The sequence below is a fragment of the Pseudomonas sp. UW4 genome, from assembly GCF_000316175.1.
Classification (GTDB): domain Bacteria; phylum Pseudomonadota; class Gammaproteobacteria; order Pseudomonadales; family Pseudomonadaceae; genus Aquipseudomonas; species Aquipseudomonas laurylsulfatiphila.
Genome location: NC_019670.1, coordinates 5,441,082 through 5,465,683, shown reverse-complemented (window position 1 = coordinate 5,465,683; position 24,602 = coordinate 5,441,082). Strand labels below are relative to the sequence as shown.

At 61.0% G+C, this 24,602-nt stretch carries 22 protein-coding genes; 7 read left to right on the top strand and 15 right to left on the bottom strand.

Going from position 1 to position 24,602, the window contains the following annotated elements:
* Positions 1-37: 37 nt before the first annotated feature.
* The 5 genes from PPUTUW4_RS24230 to leuS form a co-directional block, all read right to left on the bottom strand.
* On the bottom strand, positions 38-1,360 hold the full coding sequence (locus tag PPUTUW4_RS24230) for a lytic murein transglycosylase (protein ID WP_015096972.1): 1,323 nt from the start codon (positions 1,358-1,360) through the stop codon (positions 38-40).
* 61 nt (positions 1,361-1,421) lie between these two features.
* Positions 1,422-1,586: an alternative ribosome rescue factor ArfA gene (arfA, locus tag PPUTUW4_RS24225; protein WP_015096971.1), complete on the bottom strand. Its 165-nt coding sequence runs from the start codon at positions 1,584-1,586 to the stop codon at positions 1,422-1,424.
* A 208-nt stretch (positions 1,587-1,794) separates the two neighbouring features.
* Positions 1,795-2,832 carry a DNA polymerase III subunit delta gene (gene holA / locus PPUTUW4_RS24220; RefSeq protein WP_015096970.1) on the bottom strand — a complete coding sequence of 346 codons (1,038 nt, stop codon included), beginning with the start codon at positions 2,830-2,832 and terminating at the stop codon, positions 1,795-1,797.
* Between the two features lie 39 nt (positions 2,833-2,871).
* Entirely contained in the window at positions 2,872-3,477 is a 606-nt protein-coding gene (gene lptE / locus PPUTUW4_RS24215) for an LPS assembly lipoprotein LptE (protein WP_015096969.1), read from the bottom strand.
* Positions 3,478-3,564: 87 nt separating this feature from the next.
* Positions 3,565-6,171, bottom strand: coding sequence for a leucine--tRNA ligase (leuS, locus tag PPUTUW4_RS24210; RefSeq protein ID WP_015096968.1), 2,607 nt, complete (start codon positions 6,169-6,171; stop codon positions 3,565-3,567).
* Positions 6,172-6,452: 281 nt separating this feature from the next.
* On the opposite strand from leuS, the gene PPUTUW4_RS24205 reads away from it, so the two are divergent.
* Both PPUTUW4_RS24205 and PPUTUW4_RS24200 read left to right on the top strand, forming a co-directional pair.
* Positions 6,453-6,773, top strand: a complete 321-nt coding sequence (locus PPUTUW4_RS24205; RefSeq protein WP_015096967.1) for a hypothetical protein — start codon at positions 6,453-6,455, stop codon at positions 6,771-6,773.
* Between the two features lie 104 nt (positions 6,774-6,877).
* A complete protein-coding gene (locus PPUTUW4_RS24200; RefSeq protein WP_015096966.1) occupies positions 6,878-7,657 on the top strand; it encodes a YdcF family protein in 780 nt (259 codons plus the stop codon).
* Positions 7,658-7,789: 132 nt separating this feature from the next.
* Here PPUTUW4_RS24200 and lnt read toward each other — a convergent pair whose 3' ends face one another.
* The 5 genes from lnt to miaB all read right to left on the bottom strand — a co-directional run bounded on the left by lnt (position 7,790) and on the right by miaB (position 13,205).
* Positions 7,790-9,313 (bottom strand): apolipoprotein N-acyltransferase, encoded by a 1,524-nt coding sequence (lnt, locus tag PPUTUW4_RS24195; RefSeq protein WP_015096965.1) that lies wholly within the window; start codon positions 9,311-9,313, stop codon positions 7,790-7,792.
* Positions 9,314-9,321: 8 nt separating this feature from the next.
* Positions 9,322-10,161, bottom strand: a complete 840-nt coding sequence (locus tag PPUTUW4_RS24190; protein ID WP_015096964.1) for an HlyC/CorC family transporter — start codon at positions 10,159-10,161, stop codon at positions 9,322-9,324.
* 5 nt (positions 10,162-10,166) lie between these two features.
* Positions 10,167-10,661, bottom strand: a complete 495-nt coding sequence (ybeY, locus tag PPUTUW4_RS24185) for an rRNA maturation RNase YbeY (RefSeq protein WP_015096963.1) — start codon at positions 10,659-10,661, stop codon at positions 10,167-10,169.
* Positions 10,654-11,661, bottom strand: a complete 1,008-nt coding sequence (locus tag PPUTUW4_RS24180; RefSeq protein WP_015096962.1) for a PhoH family protein — start codon at positions 11,659-11,661, stop codon at positions 10,654-10,656. The genes ybeY and PPUTUW4_RS24180 overlap by 8 nt, the downstream gene beginning before the upstream one ends.
* A 215-nt stretch (positions 11,662-11,876) precedes the next feature.
* A complete protein-coding gene (miaB, locus tag PPUTUW4_RS24175) occupies positions 11,877-13,205 on the bottom strand; it encodes a tRNA (N6-isopentenyl adenosine(37)-C2)-methylthiotransferase MiaB (RefSeq protein ID WP_015096961.1) in 1,329 nt (442 codons plus the stop codon).
* 135 nt (positions 13,206-13,340) lie between these two features.
* On the opposite strand from miaB, the gene PPUTUW4_RS24170 reads away from it, so the two are divergent.
* Entirely contained in the window at positions 13,341-13,670 is a 330-nt protein-coding gene (locus PPUTUW4_RS24170; RefSeq protein ID WP_003185742.1) for a DUF1820 family protein, read from the top strand.
* A gap of 129 nt (positions 13,671-13,799) precedes the next feature.
* Here PPUTUW4_RS24170 and PPUTUW4_RS24165 read toward each other — a convergent pair whose 3' ends face one another.
* The 4 genes from PPUTUW4_RS24165 to PPUTUW4_RS24150 form a co-directional block, all read right to left on the bottom strand.
* Positions 13,800-14,354, bottom strand: coding sequence for a tetratricopeptide repeat protein (locus tag PPUTUW4_RS24165; RefSeq protein WP_007975852.1), 555 nt, complete (start codon positions 14,352-14,354; stop codon positions 13,800-13,802).
* Between the two features lie 224 nt (positions 14,355-14,578).
* Positions 14,579-15,862: a glutamate-1-semialdehyde 2,1-aminomutase gene (gene hemL, locus PPUTUW4_RS24160; protein WP_008052405.1), complete on the bottom strand. Its 1,284-nt coding sequence runs from the start codon at positions 15,860-15,862 to the stop codon at positions 14,579-14,581.
* 10 nt (positions 15,863-15,872) lie between these two features.
* Positions 15,873-16,496, bottom strand: coding sequence for a thiamine phosphate synthase (gene thiE / locus PPUTUW4_RS24155; protein WP_015096960.1), 624 nt, complete (start codon positions 16,494-16,496; stop codon positions 15,873-15,875).
* A gap of 31 nt (positions 16,497-16,527) precedes the next feature.
* Positions 16,528-17,325, bottom strand: a complete 798-nt coding sequence (locus PPUTUW4_RS24150) for a hydroxymethylpyrimidine/phosphomethylpyrimidine kinase (RefSeq protein ID WP_008052407.1) — start codon at positions 17,323-17,325, stop codon at positions 16,528-16,530.
* A gap of 388 nt (positions 17,326-17,713) precedes the next feature.
* Here PPUTUW4_RS24150 and PPUTUW4_RS24145 point away from each other — a divergent pair, with 388 nt between their 5' ends.
* The 4 genes from PPUTUW4_RS24145 to PPUTUW4_RS24130 all read left to right on the top strand — a co-directional run bounded on the left by PPUTUW4_RS24145 (position 17,714) and on the right by PPUTUW4_RS24130 (position 24,208).
* Positions 17,714-20,098 (top strand): hybrid sensor histidine kinase/response regulator, encoded by a 2,385-nt coding sequence (locus tag PPUTUW4_RS24145; protein WP_015096959.1) that lies wholly within the window; start codon positions 17,714-17,716, stop codon positions 20,096-20,098.
* A 74-nt stretch (positions 20,099-20,172) separates the two neighbouring features.
* Positions 20,173-21,822 (top strand): acyl-CoA dehydrogenase family protein, encoded by a 1,650-nt coding sequence (locus PPUTUW4_RS24140; RefSeq protein WP_015096958.1) that lies wholly within the window; start codon positions 20,173-20,175, stop codon positions 21,820-21,822.
* Between the two features lie 176 nt (positions 21,823-21,998).
* Positions 21,999-23,498 carry an AMP nucleosidase gene (gene amn, locus PPUTUW4_RS24135; RefSeq protein ID WP_177325105.1) on the top strand — a complete coding sequence of 500 codons (1,500 nt, stop codon included), beginning with the start codon at positions 21,999-22,001 and terminating at the stop codon, positions 23,496-23,498.
* A 71-nt stretch (positions 23,499-23,569) separates the two neighbouring features.
* Positions 23,570-24,208, top strand: a complete 639-nt coding sequence (locus PPUTUW4_RS24130) for a pseudouridine synthase (RefSeq protein ID WP_015096956.1) — start codon at positions 23,570-23,572, stop codon at positions 24,206-24,208.
* Here PPUTUW4_RS24130 and PPUTUW4_RS24125 read toward each other — a convergent pair.
* Positions 24,203-24,412, bottom strand: a complete 210-nt coding sequence (locus PPUTUW4_RS24125) for a DUF2788 domain-containing protein (protein ID WP_015096955.1) — start codon at positions 24,410-24,412, stop codon at positions 24,203-24,205. The two genes, PPUTUW4_RS24130 and PPUTUW4_RS24125, sit on opposite strands and share 6 nt — an antisense overlap.
* Between the last annotated feature and the right edge of the window lie 190 nt (positions 24,413-24,602).

Sequence of the window (24,602 nt, the reverse complement as noted above, 5' to 3'; positions counted from 1 at the left end):
GGCTTGCTCGCGAAAGCGGTTCCAGCCATACGACAAACTATCGGTTACGCAACCCTTCCAGCAACTTGTGCGTCGGATAGCCATCCGCTGGCCAGCCAAACGACTGCTGGGCGCTGCGAATCGCCTTGCGGGTGTTGGCGCCAATGATCCCGTCGGCGGTGCCAGCGTCGTAGTTTTGCGCGCTCAGCAGGTTTTGCAGCTCGATCCGCTCGGTACGGCTCAGTGGCAGGTCATCCTTTGGCCACGTGCCACTGATCAAGCCTGCACCATTGAAGCGTTCGGACAACAGGCTCACCCCCAGGGCGTAGGACGACGAGTTGTTGTACTTGAGGATCGCCCGGAAGTTATCGAGTACCAGGAACGCCGGGCCACGGTAACCGGCCGGCAGCAGCAGGGCTGCGGACAATTGCTCGGAGCCGGCCGGGACCTGGCCACCGTTGGGCAGGGTAATGCCCAGTTGCCGCCATTCGGCGACGCTCTTGCGAATCGTGCCGTCGGCCAGCAGGTAGTTGAACCCGCTCGGCAGCTGGACTTCAAAGCCCCATGGCTGGCCTCTCTGCCAGCCAGAACTCTGCAGGTAGTGCGCGGTAGAAGCCAGGGCGTCGGCCGAACTGCTCCAGATATCGCGCCGCCCGTCACCATCGAAGTCCACGGCATGGGTGTTGTAGGTGGTCGGGATGAACTGGGTCTGGCCCATGGCGCCGGCCCAGGATCCCAGCATCTTCTCGGGCTCGATATCGCCTTGTTGCAGGATTTGCAGGGCGGCAATCAATTGTGCGTGGGCGAAACCTGGGCGACGGCCTTCATAGGCCAGGGTCGCCAGTGAGTTGATCACCGACTTGCTGCCCTGGAACTGGCCAAAATTGCTTTCCATGCCCCACACAGCCACCAGCGCCTGACGATCAACGCCATAACGCTGCTCGATGCTTTGCAGGATGTCCGCGTACTGGTTGACCAGCGACTGGCCTTTACGTACCCGCAGCGGCGACAGGGCGCCATCGAGGTATTCCCACACCGGCTTTGCGAATTCCGGTTGGCTGCGGTCGGCACGAATCACACTGGGGTCGAAGCTGACATTGGCGAAAGCGCGATCAAACAGATCGGCGCGGATACCCGCGGCCAGGGCATCCTTGCGGAAACCCGCCTGCCATTCGGCGAAGGTCTGGGTTGGCTGGATGTCGAGGTTCTCACCCGTCGGAACCACAGGCGGAACAACCGCCGGGGCGGTGGCGACAGGAAGCGTCTGAAGCGGCTGAGCGTCGGCTGCGGTCGGTTTTTCCGCACAGGCGACAAGCAAAACAAGGCTGGAGGCAGCGATCAGTTGGCGTAGGTGCCAACGACGGGGAAGACAAAAGGGCATGCACGGGTCCAGGGAGTACGAATCAGGTACAGACCTTAACATGTTGAAGGGGTGTTCTGCTTTACGCAGCCAGAAAGTAAGAAGCCTCCCAGTTGTCAGACTGGAAGGCTTCGCGGCGATAACTGCCTTTGCCCTTGGCGGGACGTTCCTGGCGGCTGCGGAACAATGGCTGGGCGATGATGGATTTGGCCTTGTTGGGGCCATGCGTTGATGGCTTTTTGCTCATGATGATTTCTCGCAAGTGAGTGGATTTTGCGGGGCAAATCATCGGCCGAAGTCGGGGTTCTGTCTATAGGGCGAGTCGTCAGAAAATACGCCGCACCCTGTAGGAGCGAGCTTGATCGCGAAGCGTCTAAGGGCGCAACGCCAAATCAGACAGTCTGCGTTATCGTTAACGACCATCGCGAGCAAGCTCGCTCCTACAAAGGGCGGTGTTACTCGGCAGGCAGGGTTAGACGCTGACCGGCCATCAACAACGTCAACCGGCTCAAGCTCATCCACGGCGAACCCGCCGCCTGGCCCTTGATCTGCGCGTCGATGCGTTGCGCTTCCAGCAGCAGTTGCGCCCAGCGTTGTGCCGAGTAGCGTTGCAGGGCTTTGCTCATCAGCGGTTTACGTTTGTCCCAGACTGGCGGTTTGGCTTGGCTGAAGGCCTTGTCCAGCGGTGTCCCCTGGCTGTATTGCAGGGAAATATTGGCCAGCAGGCGAAGCTCCCGGGCCAGGGCCCAGAGAATCACCGGCGGCTCGACGCCTTCGCCGCGCAAGCCTTCGAGCATGCGCAGCGCATGGGCCGCTTCACCATTGAGCACCGCATCGGTCAGGCCAAAGACGTCGAAGCGCGCACTATCGGCCACCGCCGCCTGCACCGTTTCAACGGTGATCTGACCCCCTTCGGCCATCAGTTTGAGCTTTTCGATTTCCTGGGCAGCGGCCAGCAGGTTGCCCTCGACCCGTGCTGCAATCAGCTCAACAGCGTCCTGGCTGGCAGATAGCCCGGCCTGGGACAGACGTTGGCGGATCCAGCTGGGTAACTGGGCGACATCGACTGGCCAGATCTGCACGAACTGGGTCTGCTGTCCTTCGACCAGCGCTTTGCCCCACTTGGTTTTCTGTGCGCTGCCATCGAGTTTCGGCAAGCTGATCAGCAGCACGGTGTCGTCCGCCGGGCGCGAGCAATACTCGATAAGCGCGGCGGCACCTTTGTCGCCGGGTTTGCCGGAAGGCAGGCGCAGTTCCAGCAGGCGCTTTTCGGCGAATAACGACATGCTGGCACCGGCTTGCAGCAAGGTCCCCCAGTCGAAATTGGCGTCGGCGGCAAATACCTGGCGTTCATCGAATCCCTGCTGACGGGCAGCGGTGCGGATGGCGTCGGCCGCTTCCTGGCACAGCAGCGGGTCATCGCCGCTGATGATGTAGACGGGCGCAAGTACGCCTTGCAGGTGTTTGGCGAGTTGGGCGGGGGCGAGCTTCATAAGAGAGGGCGAACGGGGCGCCAGAGCGCCCCGTAAGTCTTACTGCTGCGGCAGTTCGACAGGCGACTGGCGCGGGGTTTGCGCTTCAGCCTTTTGTGCCGCTTCCAGTGCCGCGGCGTCAGCCTTGGCCTTGGCTTCGGCAGTCTGCTGCAACTGGTCCAGTTGGCCCGGGGTCAGTTGTTCCAGACGCAGCATCATGCGTTGAACCATCTCCCGGCGGCCTTCTGCACGGGCTGTTGCGGCTTCCTGGTCGGACCCCACCAGATTGCTGCCGTCGTGCATAAAGACTTTCTGCACTTCAAGCTTGTCGCTCAACAATGGCAGATCACCGCGACCACGGATGTCGTAGTTCAGCACGGTGGTGAGCTGGTACTCGCCCGTACTACTGGCGCCTGCGTAGCTGAGGATGCGCTGGCTTTCCTGCTCATTGGTCAGCACCAGTTTGTACGGTGCGCCGGTATAGACCTTGACGCCGCTGCCTTCCAGTACCTGACGCAGTTGGGTCACGGTTGGACCGTAGGCGTTACGGGCGCTCAGGTCGAGTTCCTTGATCGCCAGTTCGTTGGTGCCGGTGCCGCGCAGCTGGAAACCGCAGGCGCTCAGCAGAACCGCGAGGCCCATCACCAGCAGATTGCGTTTGATCATCTTGTTGCTCCCCTTGAAACCATGTGGGCCGATCAAGCGGCCCGAAAGGTTTTACTCGGCGCCAGGCTTACCTGGCGCCTGATCCAATTAGCTGGCGACGATATTGACCAGTTTCCCGGGCACTACGATCACTTTACGAATGGTCAGACCGTCGACGAAACGCAGTACGTTCTCGTTGGCACGGGCGGCGGCTTCGACTTCTTCACGGCTGGCACTGGCCGGCATTTCGATCTGGCCACGCAGCTTGCCGTTGACCTGAATTACCAGTTGCAGGCTGTCCTGTACCAAAGCGCTGTCATCCACCACCGGCCAACCGGCGTCGATCACAGGATCAGCGTGGCCCAGTCGATGCCACAGCTCGTGGCTGATGTGCGGCGTGATAGGGGCGAGCAGCAGGGTCACGGTTTCCAGGCCTTCCTGAACCAGCGCGCGATCCTGTTCGGTGCCTTGTGCGGCTTTCTCCAGCACGTTCATCAGCGTCATCACCTGGGCGATGGCAGTGTTGAATTTGTGGTTCTGGCCGACGTCCTGGCTGGCCTGCTTGATGGCCAGGTGGATCGAGCGACGAACGGCTTTCTGCTCGTCATTCAGGCTGGCGACGTCCAGTTTGCCTGGCAGTCCCTGAGTGACGTGCGCTTGAGCCAGACGCCAGACGCGCTTGAGGAATCGGTGCGAGCCCTCTACGCCGGAGTCGGACCATTCCGCGCTCATGTCAGGTGGCGAGGCGAACATCATGAACAGGCGGCAGGTGTCTGCACCGAACTGGTCAATCATCGACTGTGGGTCGACGCCGTTGTTCTTCGACTTGGCCATCTTCTCGGTGCCGCCGATTTCCACTGGCAGGCCGTCAGCTTTCAATTTGGCGCTGATAACCTTGGCCTTGCTGTCACGCTCGAGCTCGACGTCCGCCGGGTTGAACCAGGTGTAGGCGCCATTGGCTTCGCGGCGATAGTAAGTCTCGGCGATCACCATGCCCTGGGTCAGCAGGTTCTTGAACGGCTCGTTGGAGCTCACCAGGCCTTCGTCGCGCATCAGCTTGTGAAAGAAGCGCGCGTACAACAGGTGAAGAATCGCGTGTTCGATACCGCCGATGTACTGGTCAACCGGCAGCCAGTGGTCGGCCGCCGATTTTTCCACCAGGCCGCCTTCGAAGTGTGGCGAGGCGTAGCGGGCGTAGTACCACGAGGACTCGACGAAGGTGTCCATGGTGTCGGTTTCACGCTTGGCAGGTGCGCCGCATTTAGGGCAGGTGCACTCGTAGAACTCGGGCATGCGCGCCAGTGGCGAACCGGCGCCATCCGGCACCACGTCTTCGGGCAGCACGACCGGCAGTTGATCTTCAGGTACCGGCACGTCACCGCAGGTGGTGCAGTGGATGATCGGGATCGGGCAGCCCCAGTAGCGCTGACGGCTGATGCCCCAGTCGCGCAGGCGGAACTGGGTACGCGAGGCGCCCAGTTCTTTCTTGATCAGCGCGACTTCGATGGCGTCGAAGGCGCCCGCGAAGTCGAGGCCGTCGAACTCGCCGGAATTGATCAGCGTGCCGTGCTCGCCGTAGGCGTCTTGCCATGGCGCGGGGTTGGTGTCACCGGAGCTGGTGCGCACAACCGATTTGACCGGCAGGTTGTATTTGTGGGCGAATTCGAAATCGCGCTCGTCGTGGGCCGGAACCGCCATCACCGCGCCGTCACCGTAATGCATCAGCACATAGTTGGCGACCCATACCGGCAGCTTTTCGCCGGTCAGCGGATGCTCGACGAACAGGCCGGTCGGCAGGCCTTTTTTCTCCTGGGTGGCGACGTCGGCTTCAGCCACGCTGCCGCCTTTGCATTCAGCGATGAACGCTTGCAGCTCGGGATTGTTCTGTGCCGCGAGGGTGGCCAGGTGGTGTTCGGCGGCTACGGCGACGTAAGTCGCTCCCATTAAAGTGTCCGGACGGGTGGTGAAGACTTTCAGTGCACCGGTTTCGCCGATGGAGTCGACGTTGTACGGGAATTGCACTTCCATGCCGCGGGATTTGCCGATCCAGTTGCGCTGCATGGTCTTGACCTGTTCAGGCCAGCCAGTCAGTTCGTCGAGGCTTTCCAGCAGTTCATCCGCGTAGGCAGTGATCTTGAAGTAGTACATCGGAATTTCGCGCTTCTCGATCAGCGCACCGGAACGCCAGCCGCGACCGTCGATCACCTGTTCGTTGGCCAGGACGGTCTGGTCGACCGGGTCCCAGTTCACGGTGCCGCTTTTCTTGTAGATCACACCTTTTTCGAACAGGCGGGTGAACAGCCATTGTTCCCAGCGGTAGTAATCGGGCTTGCAGGTGGTCACTTCGCGCGACCAGTCCACCGCCAGGCCCAGGCTGCGCAGCTGGCTTTTCATGTAGGCGATGTTTTCGTAGGTCCACTTGGCGGGCGCTACGTTGTTCTTCATCGCGGCGTTTTCCGCCGGCATGCCGAAGGCGTCCCAACCCATCGGTTGCAGAACGTTCTTGCCCTGCATGCGCTGGTAGCGGGAGATCACGTCGCCGATGGTGTAGTTGCGCACATGCCCCATGTGTAGCTTGCCGCTGGGGTAAGGGAACATCGACAGGCAGTAGTAGGTCTCCTTGCCTGGCTGTTCACTGACTTCAAAGGACTTTTGCTCGTCCCAGAACGACTGGGCGGCGGCTTCGATTTCACGGGGCTGATATTGTTCGTGCATGGCTACTTTTGAACTGAATAGGGGTGGCCTAATCCTCTTCAATGCAACGCTGGACGTTGAAGCCGCCTCATTGGCGTTTTCGCTGGCCAGCCGAGCTGGAAGTGGAGTTACAGGAAGCGCCGTAGCATACATGACCGCGCTCTACCGAGGGAAACCCTGATTGCTGCCACACGTCCTGCGAAAACCGCTGCGAGGGCCGTTGGTCGCGGCGTTCAGCCGGTTTGTTCATGGAAGCTAAGCTCTAACTGGGGAGTAGGTCATATCTTCCAATGAGGTGAGGGATGGTTGAGTCACAGCAAAAAGCTACAAAACCGGAGCTATACGAAAGGCTGATCGATCGTTTGGCCTTGGCCCTGGAAGCGGCAAGGACCGCTGGCCGGTTGCGCGACGAACGCCCTCTGGAGCTGGAACTGCGAGGCCTGAGCCCCGCAGAGTTTGCACTGGTCAAGGCGTATCTGGATCGCAGTGAACGTGAGACGCACGGATGCTTGTCAGAAGCGGTAAAGCAACTCGACGCACCACGTTCAGCCAAGATCATCTGGCTCAAGGACAAGGTTCCCGGCAGAGACGCGGTAAAGGTCCGGTCTTTGCAGTTCAAATAGGACACGGTGCCATGCTCCATGTATTTTTGAAGCATAGTCCTTCCATATTGATTGTCGCATTGCGCCAACCCACTTAGGCTTCGGGCATCTCAAGGAGATGCTCGATGCCGTTCCGTTATTTCGTAAAACAACTTCTATTGCCACCCGGCATTCTATTGCTGCTGCTTTTGCTTGCCTGGTGGTTGCGCCGCTCAAGGCCGAGGCTTGCCGGTGCGTGCTTTGCTCTGGGCCTGGGCGGTTTCTGGCTGATGAGCCTGCCGGTGGTTGTGCAGTGGGGTGCCGGCCTGCTCGAGCGGGAGCCGCCGCTTGCCCGCAGTGAATGGGCAGTCCTGGGGCAACGCGCTGACGCGATCGTGGTCCTTGGCTCGGGGCGCGAGCGCGGTGACGTGGCCTGGGGCGCCGACCAGCCCACGGGCATCGGTCTGGAGCGCCAGCGCTTTGCCGCGCGGCTGGCCAAGGCTTCCGGATTGCCGGTACTGACCAGCGGCGGCCTGCATTACGGCACGCCGCCCAGCGAGGCGCAGATGATGGCTGACGCCTTGCGTGACGATTTTGGATTGAGCGTGCGCTGGCAGGAAGGGCGCAGCCGCACGACCTGGGAAAATGCGCAGTTCAGCGCCGAGCTGTTGCTTCCCCAGGGCATCAAGCGTGTGGTGCTTGTGACTCAGGCCTGGCATATGCCGCGGGCGGCCTGGAGTTTTCGCAAGGCCGGTTTTGAGGTGGTGCCGGCGCCGGTAGGGTTTCTGGGCGGCGATAACGCGCGGCCGCTGGGTGGCTGGATGCCGGAATTCAAGGCGATCTGGCAGAGCGGGCAGTTGATGAACGAGGCGGTGGGGCAGGTCGGTTATTCGTTGTTCTATCGAGGTGATGTCGGCACTGATTGATGCGGTGCCTGTGATGCCGCTTTCGTCGGATCGCCGCCCGGAGCAAGCCCGCTCCCACATTTGATCGGCGTCGTACACAAATACTGTGATCGACTTAGATCCAGTGTGGGAGCGGGCTTGCTCGCGAAGCTTTTAAAGGGTCTTGGCCATCCGGCTGGCAATCAGTGCCCAACCAAACAACAGCACACAGACAATGATCAGCGGCCATGAACGCCATTCCAGGTACGGCGTCAGGTTGTGCATCGGCACCACTTCGCCATACAGGATGCCGCGTTCGAACTGCGGGATCTGGTCGGTAATCTGACCGAACGGGTTGATCAGGCCGGACACACCATTGTTGGTGGCACGGATCATCCAGCGGCCGGCTTCCAGCGCGCGCATCTGTGCCATCTGCAGGTGTTGCAGCGGGCCAATGGAGGTGCCGAACCAGGTGTCGTTGCTGATGGTCAGCAACAGGTCGCTGCGGGCGGCAAGGCTGGCGGCGAACTCCGGATAAACCACTTCATAGCAGATGAACGGTGCGATCTGATAACCCTTGGCTTGCAACAGCGGCTGGTCAGCCGGGCCGCGAGCGAAGTCCGACATTGGCAGGTCGAAGAAGGCGATCAGCCCGCGCAGGATGTCCTGCAAGGGAACATATTCACCAAAGGGCACCAGTTTTTGCTTGAGGTAAGTGCCGTCGCCTTCACCGGTCACGGTGATGCCATTGAAGAAACGCTTCTCGTGGCGTACCTCCATGCGGACCGGGATGCCGGTAATCAACGCCGATTTACGTTCGGCCGCGAAGTCGCCCATCATGTTCAGGTAGCCCTCGGCGGACTCCTTGAGCACCGGGATCGCCGTTTCCGGCCAGATGAGCAGATCGACGCGTTTGGAGCTGAAGCTCATGTCGCGGTACAGCGCCAACTGTGCGTTGAGCTGTGCCGGATCCCACTTCATGCTTTGTTCGATGTTGCCCTGAATGGCGGCGACGCTCAGTGGCGGGCCCGAAGGGCTGGTCCAGGCGTGGTGCTTGAGCGCCATGCCGACCAGCCATGGGCCGACCAGCAGCAATACACCGGCAGCGATGAAGCCTTTGCGTCCCGTGCGAACCAGGCGCAAGCCGTTGTAGATCAGCGCCGCTGTCAGCGCCAGGGTAAAGGAAATCAGCCACATCCCGCCGAGAGGGGCGAGCCCGGCCAGCGGGCCGTCAAGCTGGCTGTAACCGGAATACAGCCACGGGAAACCGGTCAGGAACCAGCCGCGGAAGGCTTCCTGGGCGACCCACAGCGCAGCGAAGGCCAGGGCGTCGGCCAGTGGCGCCTCATTGCGGCGCAGCCAGCGCGCCCAAATCCAGGCGGGCAGGGCAAAGAACCAGGCAATCGCCGCCGTGAAAAGCAGCATCAGGAAACCGGCCAGCAATACCGAAGCGCCGCCGAAGTGGTGAATGCTGTAGTAGATCCAGCTGGTGCCGGCACCGAACAGGCCGAAACCGAAACACCAGCCGCGACCCAAGGCTTGACGTGGGCTCAGTTCGCGCAGGCCGGCATAGAACAGGCCGACGGCGAGCAGTGCCAGTGGCCAGATATCGAACGGCGCCAGGGCCAGGGTGGTGATTGCACCGGCCGCCACGGCCAGCAGGTTACCGGGCCAGCCGGGGCGGGTTGTCCAGCGCATTTCAATCCTTAGCGAGCAATGGGCGTCAGGCGAAGCAAGTGAATCCGACGGCTGTCGGCGTTCAGGATGCGGAAGCGGTATGTGCCGATTTCAGTGATTTCGTTACGTTTTGGCAGATGCCCGAACGCACTCATCACCAGACCGCCAACGGTGTCGAATTCATCGTCGGAGAACTCGCTGTCGAAAAACTCGTTGAAGTTCTCGATCGGCGTCAGGGCCTTGATCAGGAAATCACCGCTCGGCAGCGGCTTGATGTAGCTGTCTTCTTCGACATCGTGTTCGTCTTCGATGTCGCCGACGATTTGTTCCAGCACGTCTTCGATGGTGACCAGGCCTGCCACGCCACCGTACTCGTCGATAACGATGGCCATGTGGTTGTGGTTGGCGCGAAATTCGCGCAGCAGCACGTTAAGGCGCTTGGATTCCGGCACGAAGGTGGCTGGACGCAGCAGATCCTTGATGTTGAAGCTGTCGCCGTTCTCCTTGAGGATCAACGGCAGCAAGTCCTTGGCCAGCAGCACGCCCATCACGTCATCGTGACTTTCGCCGATGACCGGGTAGCGCGAGTGAGCCGAGTCGACCACGGCAGGCAGGAACTCGCGGGGTGTCTGGTTCGCCTTGATGCTGACCATTTGCGAGCGCGGGACCATGATGTCCCGCACCTGCAAGTCAGCCACCTGGATGGCGCCTTCGACGATGGCCAGCGCTTCGCTGTCCAACAGTTTGTTCTGGTGTGCATCGCGCAGCAGCTCCAAAAGCTCCTGGCGGTTTTTCGGCTCGTGGGCAAAAGCCTGGGTGAGCTTCCCCAGCCATGACTTCTGCCCGTTGCTCGATCGATCTTCGCTCATAGCGATTACTCTGAATCCTTTGTTGTTTCTGTGGGGGATAAATCGGTTTCGTCGTCCGCGTACGGATCGGGAAAGCCCAGTTCTGCAAGCAACGTTCGTTCCAGTGCTTCCATCTCCTCGGCTTCGTCGTCATCAATATGGTCGTAACCAAGCAGATGCAAGCAGCCGTGAATCACCAGATGTGCCCAATGGGCCTTGAGTTGCTTGCCTTGTTCGGCGGCTTCACGCTCGACCACGGCGACACAGATCACCAGATCGCCCAGCAGCGGGATGTCGAGGAACTCATCCGGCACATCGGCCGGAAATGACAAGACGTTAGTTGCGTAATCCTTTTGCCGCCAGGTGTGGTTCAGCTCGCGTCCTTCGGCTTCGTCGACCAGGCGAATGGTCATTTCCGAGTCGGCGCTGCGCTGGCGCAAAGCCAGTTCGCACCACTGGCGGAACTCGGCTTCGCTGGGGGCGGGGGCTTGGGTAGCGATTTGCAGGTCAAGCTCAAGCATCGCGGCGGCTATCCTTGGCGGCTGCATCATCGGCCGCACGGGTTTCGAAGCGCTCGTAGGCTTCAACGATGCGCTGTACCAGCGGATGGCGCACGACGTCCTTGGGCTGGAAATGGGTGAAGCTGATCCCCGGCACTTCCTTGAGCACTTCAATCACATGGTGCAGGCCGGACTTGGTGCCGCGTGGCAGGTCGACCTGGGTGATGTCCCCGGTGATGACGGCCGTGGAGCCAAAGCCGATCCGGGTCAGGAACATCTTCATTTGCTCGACCGTGGTGTTCTGGCTTTCGTCAAGAATGATGAAGCTGTTGTTCAGCGTGCGACCGCGCATGTAAGCCAGTGGCGCGACTTCGATCACCTGGCGCTCGATCAGCTTGGCGACGTATTCGAAGCCGAGCATTTCGTAGAGTGCGTCGTAGAGCGGGCGCAGGTACGGGTCGATTTTCTGCGACAGATCGCCGGGCAGGAAACCGAGTTTTTCACCCGCTTCGACCGCCGGGCGCACCAGCAGGATGCGGCGAATCTGCTCGCGCTCCAGTGCATCCACCGCGCAGGCGACGGCCAGATAGGTCTTGCCGGTACCGGCCGGGCCGATGCCGAAGTTGATGTCGTTACCGAGAATTTCCTTCACATAGCGCAGCTGATTCAAGCCGCGGGGGCGAATCATGCCTTTTTTGGTGCGCAGCGCCACGGATGGTTCGGCGGGGGAGTGGTTGTCCAGCTGTTCCACGGCAGATTCCTGCAGGAACAGGTGCACCATGTCCGGCGACAGCTCGGTACCCTTGGTTTCCCGGTACAGGCGGCGCAGGAGATTTTCCGCGGAGGTGGTGTGTTTGGGCTCGCCGATCAGCTCGAACTGGTTGCCGCGATTGCGGATCTCGATGGTCAGGCGTTGCTCGATCAAGCGCAAATGCTCGTCGAATTGCCCGCACAGATTGGCGAAGCGGCGAGCTTCAAAAGGCTCGAGGATGAAACGATGTGGTTCTATGGGTGCGTTCAAGGTCGTATTTAGCCGCCCTGGGGCAATTGATATGAAATCAAGGATAACGCCAGTGGCGCGGGTGCGAAAGCTCTTAAATGAGGCAACCCGATTCCCGCCTCTGGCGCTGTACCTGTGGGAGCGGGCTTGCTCGCGAAGACGGAGTGTCAGTCGACATTAATGGCGCTGACAGACCGCCTTCGCGAGCAAGCCCGCTCCCACAGGGATATTCGGTGTTATTGAATCAGCGAACCCCGCAGCGAGTGCGGCTGCGCGGCATCGATGTGCACGTCCGCGAACTGGCCGATCAGGGTCGGATTGTCGCAGCGGAAGTTGACGATACGGTTATTCTCGGTCCGGCCTTGCAGCTCGCCCGGGTCTTTTTTCGAGTAATCGGTCACCAGGATCCGCTGGATCGAACCGACCATTTGTCGGCTGATCTCGAAACCTTGCTGGTTCAGGCGATGTTGCAGGGCGTTCAGACGCTCTTTTTTCAGTTCTTCCGGCGTGTCATCGGCCAGGTCGGCGGCCGGAGTGCCCGGGCGTTGGCTATAGACGAACGAGTAGGAAAAGTCGAAACCGACGTCGGCAATCAGCTTCATGGTCTGTTCGAAGTCTTTCTCGGTCTCACCCGGGAAGCCGACGATGAAGTCCGAGCTGATGCAGATGCCCGGCACGGCGGCGCGCAGCTTGCGCAGTTTGGATTTGTATTCCAGCGCGGTGTGGTTGCGCTTCATCGCGGCGAGGATGCGGTCCGAGCCCGACTGCACTGGCAAGTGCAGGTGCTTGACCAGCTCCGGCACATCGGCGTGGGCCTGGATCAGGCTGTCGGAGAACTCCAGCGGATGCGACGTGGTGTAGCGGATGCGGTCGATGCCATCGACGGCGGCAACCACGCGGATCAGCTCGGCCAGATCCGCCAGGCGCCCGTCATGGGTGAGGCCGCGATAACCGTTGACGTTTTGCCCCAACAGTGTCACTTCGCGCACGCCGTTTTCGGCCAGGTGAATGATCTCGGCAATCACGTCGTCGAACGGCCGGCTGACTTCTTCGCCGCGGGTGTAGGGCACCACGCAGAACGTGCAGTACTTGCTGCAGCCTTCCATCACCGACACGTAAGCACTCGGGCCGTCGATGCGTGGCTCGGGCAAATGGTCGAACTTTTCGATTTCCGGGAACGAGACGTCGACTTGCGGCAGCTTGCTGATGCGCGCGGCGTCGATCATTTCCGGCAGGCGGTGCAGGGTTTGCGGGCCGAACACCACGTCGACGTACGGCGCGCGATCGCGGATGGCCGCACCTTCCTGGCTGGCCACGCAACCGCCGACGGCGATCACCATGTCCGGGTTGGCCAGCTTCAGTTCGCGCCAGCGCCCGAGTTGGGAGTAGACGCGGTCCTGCGCACGTTCGCGGATCGAGCAGGTGTTGAGCAGGATGACGTCGGCGTCTTCAGCGCGCGCGGTGACTTCCAAGGCCTGGTGTTCGCCCAGCAGATCGACCATGCGCGAGCTGTCGTACTCGTTCATCTGGCAACCGTGGGTTTCGATGTAAAGCTTCTTGGCCATGGAAAGAGTCATCACGTGATTCAAAGAACCGCGCATTATAGGGAACATGTTCCAAGGTTCCTACCGCTGTGCGTCCGGCGGCTATGCTATAGTTCGCGCCCTCTTTTTTATCCCTCGATGTGTTACCCGCCCACCATGACCAAACGTGAAGCTCCAATCTACAAGGTGATTTTCCTCAACCAGGGCCAGGTGTTCGAAATGTACGCCAAGCAGATCTATCAAAGTGATCTGTGGGGCTTCCTGGAAGTGGAAGAGTTCGTCTTTGGCGAGCGCACGCAAGTGGTCGTCGATCCGAGCGAAGAAAAGCTCAAGGCTCAGTTCGAGGGCGTGGTGCGCAGTTTTGTGCCGATGCATTCGATCGTACGTATCGACGAAGTCGAGCGTCTGGGAACCCCGAAAATCAGCGAAGCCCGCGGCGCGGTTGGCAATGTCATGCCGTTTCCAATGCCGATGCCTGAGAAGTAAGGCTCAAGATCGAGTCGCCCCTATCGCGAGCAAGCTCGCTCCCACATTTGACCGTATTTCCACGAGAAAACTCGGTTAACTGTGGGAGCGAGCTTGCTCGCGATGGGGCCAGTCAGATCAACGCAAAAATCAGGGAAGCGGCGCGAAAGGCGTACGCCCATCGGCGCTCTGCAGCTCCATAAGATATTTACGGAAAATTTGCCCGAGCACCTGGGTGGCAACCTCCAGTTCTTCGCGGGGCATTTTTTCGGTGACTTCGTCAGCGGTGTCCAGTGCATCTTCGGCGCCGTTGACCGCCGCCATCTTCAGCAGGATATACGCCTGAACGTTATTGGCCGGTACGCCTTCGCCGTGGAAGAACATGGTACCGAGCTTGAATTGCGCCTGGGCATGGCCTTGCAGCGAGGCTTTTTCGAAATAGCTCAGGGCTTGATTGAGGTCGCGTGGCGCGTTTTTACCTTCGTAGTAGAACTCACCCAACTCGTATTGCGCTTGCGCATCCCCTTCATCCGACGCTTTCTGGCAGGCGGCGATCGCCTGTTCCAGGTCTTGCGGCTGGGTATTGAGGGTGCAGCGACCCATCGCTGGGATCAACAACGAGTTGCCGCCTGCTTGTGCGTGCGCGAGCAGGGGCTGAAGAAGCAACAGGCAGCCCAGTGCAAGGGTGCGGCCGGTGCGGTTCATGGGAATCGACTTACCTCTGAAGGGCGCGCGGACCCATCGAGGGATCCAATAAGCGCGCATTATGAAATAAGCAGGGCCAACCTTACAAAGTCTTTACTCGTTTTTCTGCTGCGCGGGAAATATATCTCCCGTTTTGCGGAGGATTTTTGCTGGAAGTGTAGGAATGGAGGCGGGCGTGTAGGTGAAAGCTGACGCTGGCAATGGCCAACGTCAGCGCTACAGCGTTATTTCAAGGCAGCGAAGGCACGCTCGGCGGCGTCCAGGGTCAGTTTCAGCTCGGCTTCGCCGTGGGCGATCGACGTGAAACCGGCTTCGAAGGCACTCGGTGCCAGGTACACGCCACCTTCGAGCATCAGGTGGAAGAAGCGGCCGAACAGCGCGGCGTCACTGGCCATCACGTCATCGAAAGTGACGATGTCGTCGGCGCCACTGAAGTACAGGCCGAACATGCCGCCGGCTTGTGTGGTCACGAACGGAATGCCCGCCGCATCGGCGCGCTGTTGCAGACCGTCGAGCAGGCGAGTGGTGTAGTCGGTCAGCTCGGCGTGGAAGCCCGGACGGCTGATCAGGCGCAGGGTGGTCAGGCCGGCGGCCATCGCCAGCGGGTTACCGGACAGCGTACCGGCCTGGTAGACCGGACCCAGCGGTGCGATGCGCTGCATGATTTCACGCTTGCCGCCGAAACAGCCGACCGGCATGCCGCCACCGATGATCTTGCCGAAGGTGGTCAGGTCCGGCGTCACGCCGTAGTACGCCTGGGCTCCGCCGAGGGCGACGCGGAAACCGGTCATCACTTCGTCGAAAATCAGCACCACGCCGTGCTTGTCGCACAGGGTCCGCAGGCCTTCGAGGAAACCCGGTGCCGGCGGCACGCAGTTCATGTTGCCGGCCACTGGCTCGACGATGATGCAGGCCACATCCTGGCCGACTTCGGCGAGCATGGCTTCAACGGCGTCGATGTCGTTGAACGGCAGGGTCAGGGTATGTTTGGCGAACGCTGCCGGTACGCCGGCCGAACTCGGTACGCCCTGGGTCAGTGCGCCCGAGCCGGCCTTGACCAGCAGGCTGTCGGAGTGACCGTGGTAGCAGCCTTCGAACTTGATGATGCTGTCGCGACCGGTGAAGCCTCGGGCCAGGCGAATGGCGCTCATGGTCGCTTCGGTGCCGGAGCTGACCATGCGCACCATTTCCATCGACGGCACGAGGGAGCAGACCAGGTCGGCCATCTGCGTTTCCATCTCGGTCGGCGCGCCGTAGGACAGGCCGTGCTCCAGCTGCTTGCGCACCGCGTCCAGCACATCCGGGTGGCTGTGGCCGAGGATCATCGGGCCCCAGGAACCGACGTAATCCACATAGCGCTTGTCGTCTTCGTCGGTGACGTAGGCGCCTTCGGCGTGCTTGAAGAACAACGGCGTGCCGCCGACGCTCTTGAACGCGCGAACCGGCGAGTTCACGCCACCGGGAATGTGTTTCTGGGCATTGGCAAACAGCGTTTCGGAACGAGACATGATCGGGTTCTCAGATTTTAAGTAATTCGTTAAAGGCGCGGGCACGGCGGGTGACTTCAGCTGTGCTCTCGGCGCCGAACAGTCCATGCACCACGGCCAGCAGATCGACCCCATGGGCCACCAGCGGGGCGGCGTTTTCCAGGGTGATGCCGCCGATCGCGCAGATTGGCAGGTGCAGTTGCTTGCGCGCCTGGTCGAGCAGTTCGAGGCTGCAGGTCGGTGCGCCGGGCTTGGTGTTGGAATTGAAGAAGCGGCCGAAGGCAACATAACTGGCACCCTCTTTGGCAGCCTGTTCGGCTAGTTCGAGTTGCGCGTGGCATGTCGAGCCGATGATGGCTTTGGAACCGAGCAGGGCGCGGGTCGGTGACAGCGGACCATCGGTTTGGCCCAGGTGCACGCCCACATTCAGGCGCGCGGCCAGTTCGGCATCATCGTTGATGATCAGATGGGTCTTGTAGCGTTCGCACAGCTCGCGCAAGGCTTCGGCCTCACGCAGGCGGCGGGCCTCGTCGCTGCTTTTGTCGCGGTACTGCAGCAAGGTGACGCCGCCTTCCAGCGCCGCCTCCACGTACTTGAGCAACTTACCATCCAGCAAATGGCTGTCGGTAATGGCGTACAGGCCACGTAATTTCATCGGACAAGCCTCACCGCATTACAAAAGGAAGTTACGAACAGAAATCCAGCGGCAGGCGGCGCGGCACAAACTGGCCTTTGCCCAGCTGCTCGGCGTCACGCAGGGTGCGCCATGTGTAGTTAAGCGCGGTCTGCACGGCGCTGGCGAGGTTTTCACCCTGGGCCAGACGACCGGCCAGCGCGCTGGCCAGGGTGCAACCGGAACCGTGATAACTGCCGGGCAGGCGCTGGCAGGTATAGGTTTCGCGCAGGCCGTCGCGGCTGTACAGGCGATTGTGGATTTCGGTTTCGTCGCCATGGCCGCCGGTGATCAGCAGGTGTTTGACGAACGGCAAGAGTTTTTCAGCGCACTCGTCCGCGGTGCCTTCGGGCAGTTCGGCGAGGATCCGGGCTTCGGGAAGGTTGGGAGTGGCAATGATCGACAGGGGCAGCAGGCGTTCGCGCATGGCATAGCCGACTTCGTCCTTGCCCAGGCGTCCGCCACCGCCGGCGCGCAGCACCGGGTCGCAGACCACTGGCAAATGCGGGTGCGCCGATAGCAGTTCGACCACGGTGTCGACCATTTCCAGGGAGCCGAGCATGCCCAGTTTGACCGCCGCGACTTCGGAATCGTTGAGCACGGCATTGGCCTGGGCCAGTACCCACTCACGGTCGAGGACGCGGAAGTCAGTGACATTGACGGTGTCTTGCACGGTCAGGGCGGTGACGGCCGGAGCCGCATGGCAACCCTGGGCGAGCAGGGCTTCGATATCTGCCTGCAAGCCGGCGCCACCACTTGGGTCGTGGCCGGAGAGACAGAGGACAACGGGGCGAGAGCTGTAGATATTCATGGTGCGCGAGCTTACCACCAAACATTCTTTTTCGGGTGCAGCGACACTCCATTGTGGCGAGGGAGCTTGTTGGGTCGCCGCACCCTCCCGTCGGGGCGCGAAGCGGCCCCAAAAAATCCTCATGTTCATTGCGTCGACTGGTTTTACGACTGCTTCGCAGCCGAGCGGGAGCAAGCTCCCTCGCCACAGTCGTCTTCGTGCCACTGTTTGTGTCGCTGAAACGCCCGTCCTAGAGCCTTTTCTTGAAAAATTTCAATGGTATTTAATGGCCATCAACGGCTATGCTAGAGTGGATCCAAACCAATAACAGGTGATACCGGTTTTACGTCTGCTCAAAAGGAATGGGGGGGCTTCCTGACAGAACCGGACAGGCCACGCTGGGGCTTCAATGCGATATTTGCTGATGTTGCTGTTGTGTTTGCCCCTCCTGGCAAACGCCGTCGAGTTCGATGAGTTCACTCAGAGCCTCCCCTTGGGCCGAACCCTGCAGGTCTATGAGGACGCAGGTGGTCAGGCGACCATCGCGGATATCCGCGCGCAAGCGGCGGCCGGCAACTTCAAGGCGCACAACAAAGACACGCTCAACGCCGGGTACTCGCGCTCGGTGTTCTGGCTGAAAATCGACCTGCATTACCGCCCGACCGATCCGGCGGCGCAACGGACCTGGCTGCTGGAACTGGCCTATCCACCCCTCGATCATCTCGATCTCTATTTGCCCGATGCGGCCGGCAACTATCAGTTGGTCAGGCAGACCGGCGATGCCTTGCCCTTCGCCAGCCGCGAGATTCGTCAGAACAACTATCTGTTCGACCTGACGTTCAAACCTGAGCAGGCCGAAACCCTATTCCTGCGATTGCAAAGCGAAGGCTCGATCCAGGCACCGGTAACCTTGTGGTCGAGCACCGCCTACCTCGAAGAGCAGCCTGTGCGCCTCTACGTACTGGGGCTGATCTACGGCGTGTTGCTGGGGATGCTGGTCTACAACCTGTTCATCTACCTCAGCGTGCGCGACACCAGTTACCTCTACTACATCTTCTATATCGCTTCGTTCGGCTTGTATCAGCTGTCGGTCAATGGCGCGGCGGTGCAGTATTTCTGGCCGGACAACCCTTGGTGGGCCAACGCCGCGACGCCGTTTTTCATCGGCTGCGCGGGCCTGTTCGGCAGTCAGTTCGCCCGCAGTTTCCTGCAAATGGCTATCCACAGTCGTTGGCTCGATCGCTTGTTGCTGGCGCTGGTCGCCTTCGGTGCGCTGGTGGTCGGCCTGTCATTGATGAGCAGCTACGCCCTGGCCTTGCGCCTGGCCACGGCCCTGGCGCTGACGTTCACCGTGGTGATTTTTGCCGCCGGGATCTTTGCCTGGCTGCGGGGCCTGCGCGTCGCGCGGTATTTCATTATTGCCTGGTCGGCGTTTTTGCTCGGCGGCATCGTCAATACATTGATGGTGCTGGGATACCTGCCGAATGTGTTCCTGACCATGTATTCCAGCCAGATCGGCTCGGCCATCGAAGTGGCGTTGTTGTCCCTGGCACTGGCCGACCGCATTAACGACATGCGCGAGCAGCAGGCGCAAACGCTATTCGACGCCAGCCAGAAGCTTGAAATCCTCAACCAGCAACTGGCTCGCAGTAACAAGCTCAAGGACGAATTCCTGGCCACCCTGACCCACGAACTTCGCACGCCCATGAACGGTGTGATCGGTTCACTGGAATTGATGCAGACGGTCGAAATGAACCCGGAGCTTGAGCAGTATCAGCAGACGGCTTCGGGGTCGGCGCGGGACATGATGCGCATGGTCAACGGTATCCTGACCCTCACCGAACTGCAGGCCGGCAAGCTCCAGGCCTCGGCCGACACCTTCAGCTTGCGCGGCATGGTCGAGGCGCTGCGCACGCAGTTCGAGGGCAACGCTTCGAGCAAGTCGCTGGACTTCAAGGTCGACGTCGCATCCGGTGTGCCGGATCGCGTGCACGGCGACAACGCCAAGATTGCGCAATGTCTGGAGTGTCTGCTGGACAACGCCATCAAGTTCACCCGGGTCGGCGGCCTGGCCTTACGGGTGACCGGCAATGTCACTGGGGCCGACCGGCTGGCGTTGACCTTTGCGGTGATCGACACGGGCATTGGCTTCACCGATCTGGGAGAGGCCACGATGTATCAACGGTTCTTCCAGATCGATGGCTCTATGACCCGTGAATACGGTGGCCTGGGTGTTGGCCTGGCGATTTGCCGACAGTTGGTCGAATTGCTTGGTGGACGCCTGACGCATCGTTCCGAGCCAGGACGCGGCAGCCGGTTTCAGCTGGATGTGGAAGTCGGGCTGCCGGTGGCCGAACGCCCGCTGGCGCCGTTGATGTCCCGGGATTTTCCGCGCCTGCGCTTGCCTCAGGATTGTGCCGTGTTGTTGGTGGATGACAACAGCATCAGCCAGTTGGTGATGCGCGGCATGTTGCTCAAGCTGGGTTTCCGCGTGCGTACGGCCGACGGAGCCGATGTCGCGCTCGATCTCCTGCAGCGCGAAGTGTTTGACGCGGTGCTGGTCGATTGCCAGTTGCCGCGCCAGGACGGTGAGTCGCTGTGCTGCCGGATCCGCGCGCTGCCGGGCTATGCCGAGCTGCCGTTGTTCATGATCGCCCTGGGAGTTGACCGTGAACGCTGCCCGACCGGCGCGTTGATTGATTACTTGAGCAAGCCAGTGAAATTCGAAGACTTGCAGGCCGCGCTCTACCGCCGGGTGCTCTGCTCGCAACAGGGCGAAAGCGCCGACAGTTAGGCGGATATGACACTTTGTTCGGTTGAGGGGCGGTGCTTAACTGAAGTCCCTTGGCCGACCAAAGGAGCCCAGTCATGAACCTGCATCAGTTTGCCGAAACCCACGAAGTCACCAACCAGCCACCGTCCCTGGACGGCGCTAACCTCTACCGCATCGACTTGCCGTTGCAGGAATGGTCGCGGCGGTTCGGGGCCGGTTGGGCCGAATCGCGGATCGACGCTTACGGGGCGCTGGCCGGTGGTCCGTTGATGGAAGCCGGGTTCCTCGCCAATCAGAACAAGCCGGTGTTCAACAGTCATGACCGATTTGGTCATCGCATCGATCTGGTGGAATTTCATCCGGCCTATCACCAACTGATGCGCACGGCAGTCGAGCACGGCCTGACCTCGTTGCCTTGGGCGCACCCGCAGGACGGCGCTCATGTGGCCCGCGCTTGTATGTCGTATCTGCATAGCCAGGCCGAAGCCGGCAGTGGCTGTCCGTTGACCATGACCTTCGCCAGCGTTCCGGCCATGCGCCTGCAGCCGGACCTGGCGCAAAAGTGGTTGCCGAAAATCCTCGCCACTGAATACGACCCGCGCAACGTCGGCATGGCCCACAAGGCCGGGGTCACCATCGGCATGGCCATGACCGAGAAGCAGGGCGGCACCGATGTGCGGGCCAATACCACCAAGGCATATCCGGTCGGAGCCAGCGGTCCGGGCCAGGCCTATGAGTTGGTGGGGCACAAGTGGTTTTGCTCGGCGCCGATGTGCGACGCCTTCCTGACACTGGCGCAGACCGACAAGGGCCTGACCTGTTTCCTGCTGCCGCGCCATCGCCCGGACGACAGACGCAATCAGTTCTACATCCAGCGCCTGAAGAACAAGCTCGGCAATTGCTCCAACGCTTCCAGCGAAGTGGAGTTCCGCGGCGCACTGGCGTGGATGATCGGTGAAGAGGGGCGTGGTGTTCCAACGATCATCGAGATGGTCGCCATGACCCGCTTCGATTGCATGGTCGGTTCCAGTTCGCTGATGCGTCAGGCGTTGACCCAGGCCAGCCATCATTGCGCTCATCGTTCGGTCGGCGGCAAATTGCTCAGCGAACAGCCGTTGATGCAGAACGTGCTGGCGGACCTGGCGCTGGAAAGCGAAGCCGCCCTGGCCTTGAGCCTGCGTATGGGCCGGGCGCTGGATCATCTGGACGATTCGCAGGAAGCCAGGTTCGCCCGGTTGGTAACGGCGGTGGGCAAGTACTGGATCTGCAAGCGGGCGCCGGCCATGATCAACGAAGCCGCCGAATGCATGGGCGGTGCGGGTTATGTCGAAGACAGCATTCTGCCGCGGCTTTACCGCGAGGCACCGGTGAATTCGACGTGGGAAGGTTCCGGCAATGTGCAGTGCCTGGACGTGCTGCGTGCCCTGTCAAAGGAACCGGGCGTGCTCGATGCACTGTTCAGCGAGCTGGGCGATGGCCATGGCGACAAGCGCCTTGCCGCGCACATCCAGCAATTGCAGGCAGCCTTCAAGGACACCAGCGACATTCAGTACCGCGCCCGACAACTGACTGAAGACATCGCCCTGGGTCTGCAGGCCAAGTTGCTGCTGGAAGCCGGGAATTCGGTGGTCAGTGATGCCTTCATCGCCAGTCGCCTGGACGGTGGCGGCCGAGTGTACGGTGCGTTGCCACGCGGCCTGGACGTGGAAGCCATTGTCGCCCGATCGACCCCGCAAGGCTTCTAAGCGACACCGGCCTCCTGTGGGAGCGAGTCTGCTCGCGAAAGCAGTGTCATATTCAACATTGATGTGACTGACCGACCGCTTTCGCGAGCAGGCTCGCTCCCACATTAGTTCTGTGGATACTGCAATGATGCATTGCCAACACACCACTGTTCCCGTGAAGCGACGATGCAGGCAAGATGAAGGTCTGCAAGTCAGAACACAGGATGCTGATCGTGACCGAAGCTTTTATTGTCGTTCAAACCGCCGAGCAAGCCGTGGATCGGCTTGCACTCTTGCACAATCGTGCAACCACCGCGCTGAGTCAGGCGCTCAAGCGTTACCTCAAGGACCGCGTCGAGCCTGATGCCGAGCAGCGGGCGTTGTTCCGTTATCCCGAGCTGCGCCTGACCTACCTTTGCCAGGGCGAAGTCCCGCAGACCACCCGTGCCTATGCCAAGGTCCAGCTGCCGGGCACCTACAGCGTCACCGTCACCCATCCGTCGGCTTTCCGTAAGTACCTGCTGGAACAACTGGTTCCGTTGATGCACGACTTCACCGTGACGGTGGAAGTCGGTGTCAGCCAGCAGAACATCCCGTATCCGTATGTGGTCGAGCAGGGCGATGAATTGGGAGGTTCCGGCGTCACCGCAGCCGTGCTGGCGCGGGTGTTCCCGAGTACCGACCTGTCGGCCGCGACCGACGGCATTGCCGACGGTTTGTACGACTGGGAAAACACCGATCCGCTGCCCCTGGCGTTGTTCGATGCCGCGCGGGTGGATTTCTCCCTGCGCCGATTGGTGCATTACACCGGCAGCGACTGGCGCCATGTGCAGCCGTGGATTCTGCTGACCAACTACCACCGCTATGTCGACCAGTTCATTGTCCACGGCCTGGAACAATTGCGCCAAGACCCGCGCTTCGTGCGCATGGTGCTGCCGGGTAACGTGATCATCGAAAAGAGCATGGATCACGGCGAAGCGTCGGCGATTGCCGCCGGCGTGGTCTGGCACCGTTACCAGATGCCGGCCTATCACCTGATTGCCAGTGACGGCCACGGCGTGACCCTGGTCAACATCGGTGTCGGCCCGTCCAACGCCAAGAACATCACCGACCACCTCGCCGTTCTGCGCCCGCATTGCTGGCTGATGATCGGCCACTGCGGCGGCCTGCGTCAGTCGCAGACGATTGGCGACTACGTGCTGGCCCACGCCTACATGCGTCGCGACGGCATTCTCGACCGGGTCGTGCCGCCGAACATTCCGATTCCGGCCCTGGCCGAAGTGCAGATGGCGCTTCAGCAGGCGGCGGCCAACATCACCGGCGAGAAGGGCGACGAACTGAAAAAACGCCTGCGCACCGGCACCGTGCTGACCTACGACGACCGTAACTGGGAGCTGCGCTGGGCGCAAGAAAGGCCGCTGATCAACCTGTCCCGCGCCGTGGCGGTGGACATGGAAAGTGGCACCATCGCCGCCCAGGGTTATCGTTTGCGGGTGCCGTACGGCACGTTGCTCTGCGTCTCGGACAAACCGCTGCACAGCGAAATCAAGTTGCCGGGCTCGGCCAACGCCTTCTATGAGCGCGCGGTCAGCCAGCACTTGAAGATCGGTATCGAGGCGGTGGATCTGTTGCGCACCGAACTCAACTCACTGCACTCGCGCAAACTGCGCAGCTTCGACGAGCCGCCGTTCCGCTAACGGTTGTCATGGTCATTTGACGGTCGGGGCACTAGCATTAGCAGCCCTGACCGTTAGATGTTTCCTTTCTCATGTCTCGTCCTCCTCAACGCCCCGTTTCCCGCCGCCCTGGCACGAAACCTTCGCCTGCAGCCCCGCGCCGTGTCGCCAAGGCACCACCGGCCGAGCCGAAGCTGATCTTGTTCAACAAACCCTTCGATGTGCTGACGCAATTCAGTGACGGCGAAGGGCGCGCGACGCTCAAGGACTACATCGATGTGCCGGGGATCTATCCGGCCGGACGACTGGATCGCGACAGCGAAGGCTTGTTGCTGCTGACCAACGACGGTCAGCTTCAGGCGCGGATCGCCGACCCGAAGCACAAACTGGCCAAGACTTATTGGGTGCAGGTCGAGGGCGAGCCGGGCGCGGAGCAGTTGCAGCGCTTGCGTGACGGCGTTGAATTGAACGATGGCATGACCTTGCCCGCCGAGGCGCGACAACTGGACGAGCCCGAGCTATGGCCGCGCAATCCGCCGGTGCGCTTTCGCAAAAGCGTGCCGACCAGCTGGCTGGAGTTGGTGATTCGCGAAGGGCGCAATCGGCAGGTGCGGCGCATGACCGCTGCGGTCGGTTTGCCGACCTTGCGCCTGGTGCGGGTCAGAATCGGTGACTGGACGATCGAAGGGCTCGATCAGGGACAGTGGAAAGAAGTACCGGCGCGCTTATAAGGTGCCGGATTCGATCAAGCCGATCACCACGCTCTTGATGATGAACGCGGCCACGCCCAGGCCCAGCACGAAGAACAGGATGAACGAGCCAAAGCGTCCGGCCTTGGACTTCTTCGCCAGATCCCAGACGATGAAACCCATGAAAATGATCAGGATCGTGACCAGACCGGTCATCATCCACTCTTCAAAAACTGCAGGATCCATCGAACATCTCCAGCGCGGGCGAGGCTAAAAGGGCGCGGGGAGTATACGCCTCGCTGGCTGCGTGCAGTATTGACCTGCGGCAGTGTGCCGCAGTCATTCGTCGCCTGTGCCGGCCTCTTCGCGGGCAAGCCACGCTCCCACAGGTTTTGAGTCGCTCACAAAATTGAGGTCAACACAAAACCTGTGGGAG

Bases quoted from the DNA above. Each gene is read 5' to 3' on its own strand.
- PPUTUW4_RS24230 (WP_015096972.1), bottom strand. From the start codon at position 1,360: ATGCCCTTTTGTCTTCCCCGTCGTTGGCACCTACGCCAACTGATCGCT.
- arfA (WP_015096971.1), bottom strand. From the start codon at position 1,586: ATGAGCAAAAAGCCATCAACGCATGGCCCCAACAAGGCCAAATCCATC.
- holA (WP_015096970.1), bottom strand. From the start codon at position 2,832: ATGAAGCTCGCCCCCGCCCAACTCGCCAAACACCTGCAAGGCGTACTT.
- lptE (WP_015096969.1), bottom strand. From the start codon at position 3,477: ATGATCAAACGCAATCTGCTGGTGATGGGCCTCGCGGTTCTGCTGAGC.
- leuS (WP_015096968.1), bottom strand. From the start codon at position 6,171: ATGCACGAACAATATCAGCCCCGTGAAATCGAAGCCGCCGCCCAGTCG.
- PPUTUW4_RS24205 (WP_015096967.1), top strand. From the start codon at position 6,453: ATGGTTGAGTCACAGCAAAAAGCTACAAAACCGGAGCTATACGAAAGG.
- PPUTUW4_RS24200 (WP_015096966.1), top strand. From the start codon at position 6,878: ATGCCGTTCCGTTATTTCGTAAAACAACTTCTATTGCCACCCGGCATT.
- lnt (WP_015096965.1), bottom strand. From the start codon at position 9,313: ATGCGCTGGACAACCCGCCCCGGCTGGCCCGGTAACCTGCTGGCCGTG.
- PPUTUW4_RS24190 (WP_015096964.1), bottom strand. From the start codon at position 10,161: ATGAGCGAAGATCGATCGAGCAACGGGCAGAAGTCATGGCTGGGGAAG.
- ybeY (WP_015096963.1), bottom strand. From the start codon at position 10,661: ATGCTTGAGCTTGACCTGCAAATCGCTACCCAAGCCCCCGCCCCCAGC.
- miaB (WP_015096961.1), bottom strand. From the start codon at position 13,205: ATGGCCAAGAAGCTTTACATCGAAACCCACGGTTGCCAGATGAACGAG.
- PPUTUW4_RS24170 (WP_003185742.1), top strand. From the start codon at position 13,341: ATGACCAAACGTGAAGCTCCAATCTACAAGGTGATTTTCCTCAACCAG.
- PPUTUW4_RS24165 (WP_007975852.1), bottom strand. From the start codon at position 14,354: ATGAACCGCACCGGCCGCACCCTTGCACTGGGCTGCCTGTTGCTTCTT.
- hemL (WP_008052405.1), bottom strand. From the start codon at position 15,862: ATGTCTCGTTCCGAAACGCTGTTTGCCAATGCCCAGAAACACATTCCC.
- thiE (WP_015096960.1), bottom strand. From the start codon at position 16,496: ATGAAATTACGTGGCCTGTACGCCATTACCGACAGCCATTTGCTGGAT.
- PPUTUW4_RS24150 (WP_008052407.1), bottom strand. From the start codon at position 17,325: ATGAATATCTACAGCTCTCGCCCCGTTGTCCTCTGTCTCTCCGGCCAC.
- PPUTUW4_RS24145 (WP_015096959.1), top strand. From the start codon at position 17,714: ATGCGATATTTGCTGATGTTGCTGTTGTGTTTGCCCCTCCTGGCAAAC.
- PPUTUW4_RS24140 (WP_015096958.1), top strand. From the start codon at position 20,173: ATGAACCTGCATCAGTTTGCCGAAACCCACGAAGTCACCAACCAGCCA.
- amn (WP_177325105.1), top strand. From the start codon at position 21,999: ATGAAGGTCTGCAAGTCAGAACACAGGATGCTGATCGTGACCGAAGCT.
- PPUTUW4_RS24130 (WP_015096956.1), top strand. From the start codon at position 23,570: ATGTCTCGTCCTCCTCAACGCCCCGTTTCCCGCCGCCCTGGCACGAAA.
- PPUTUW4_RS24125 (WP_015096955.1), bottom strand. From the start codon at position 24,412: ATGGATCCTGCAGTTTTTGAAGAGTGGATGATGACCGGTCTGGTCACG.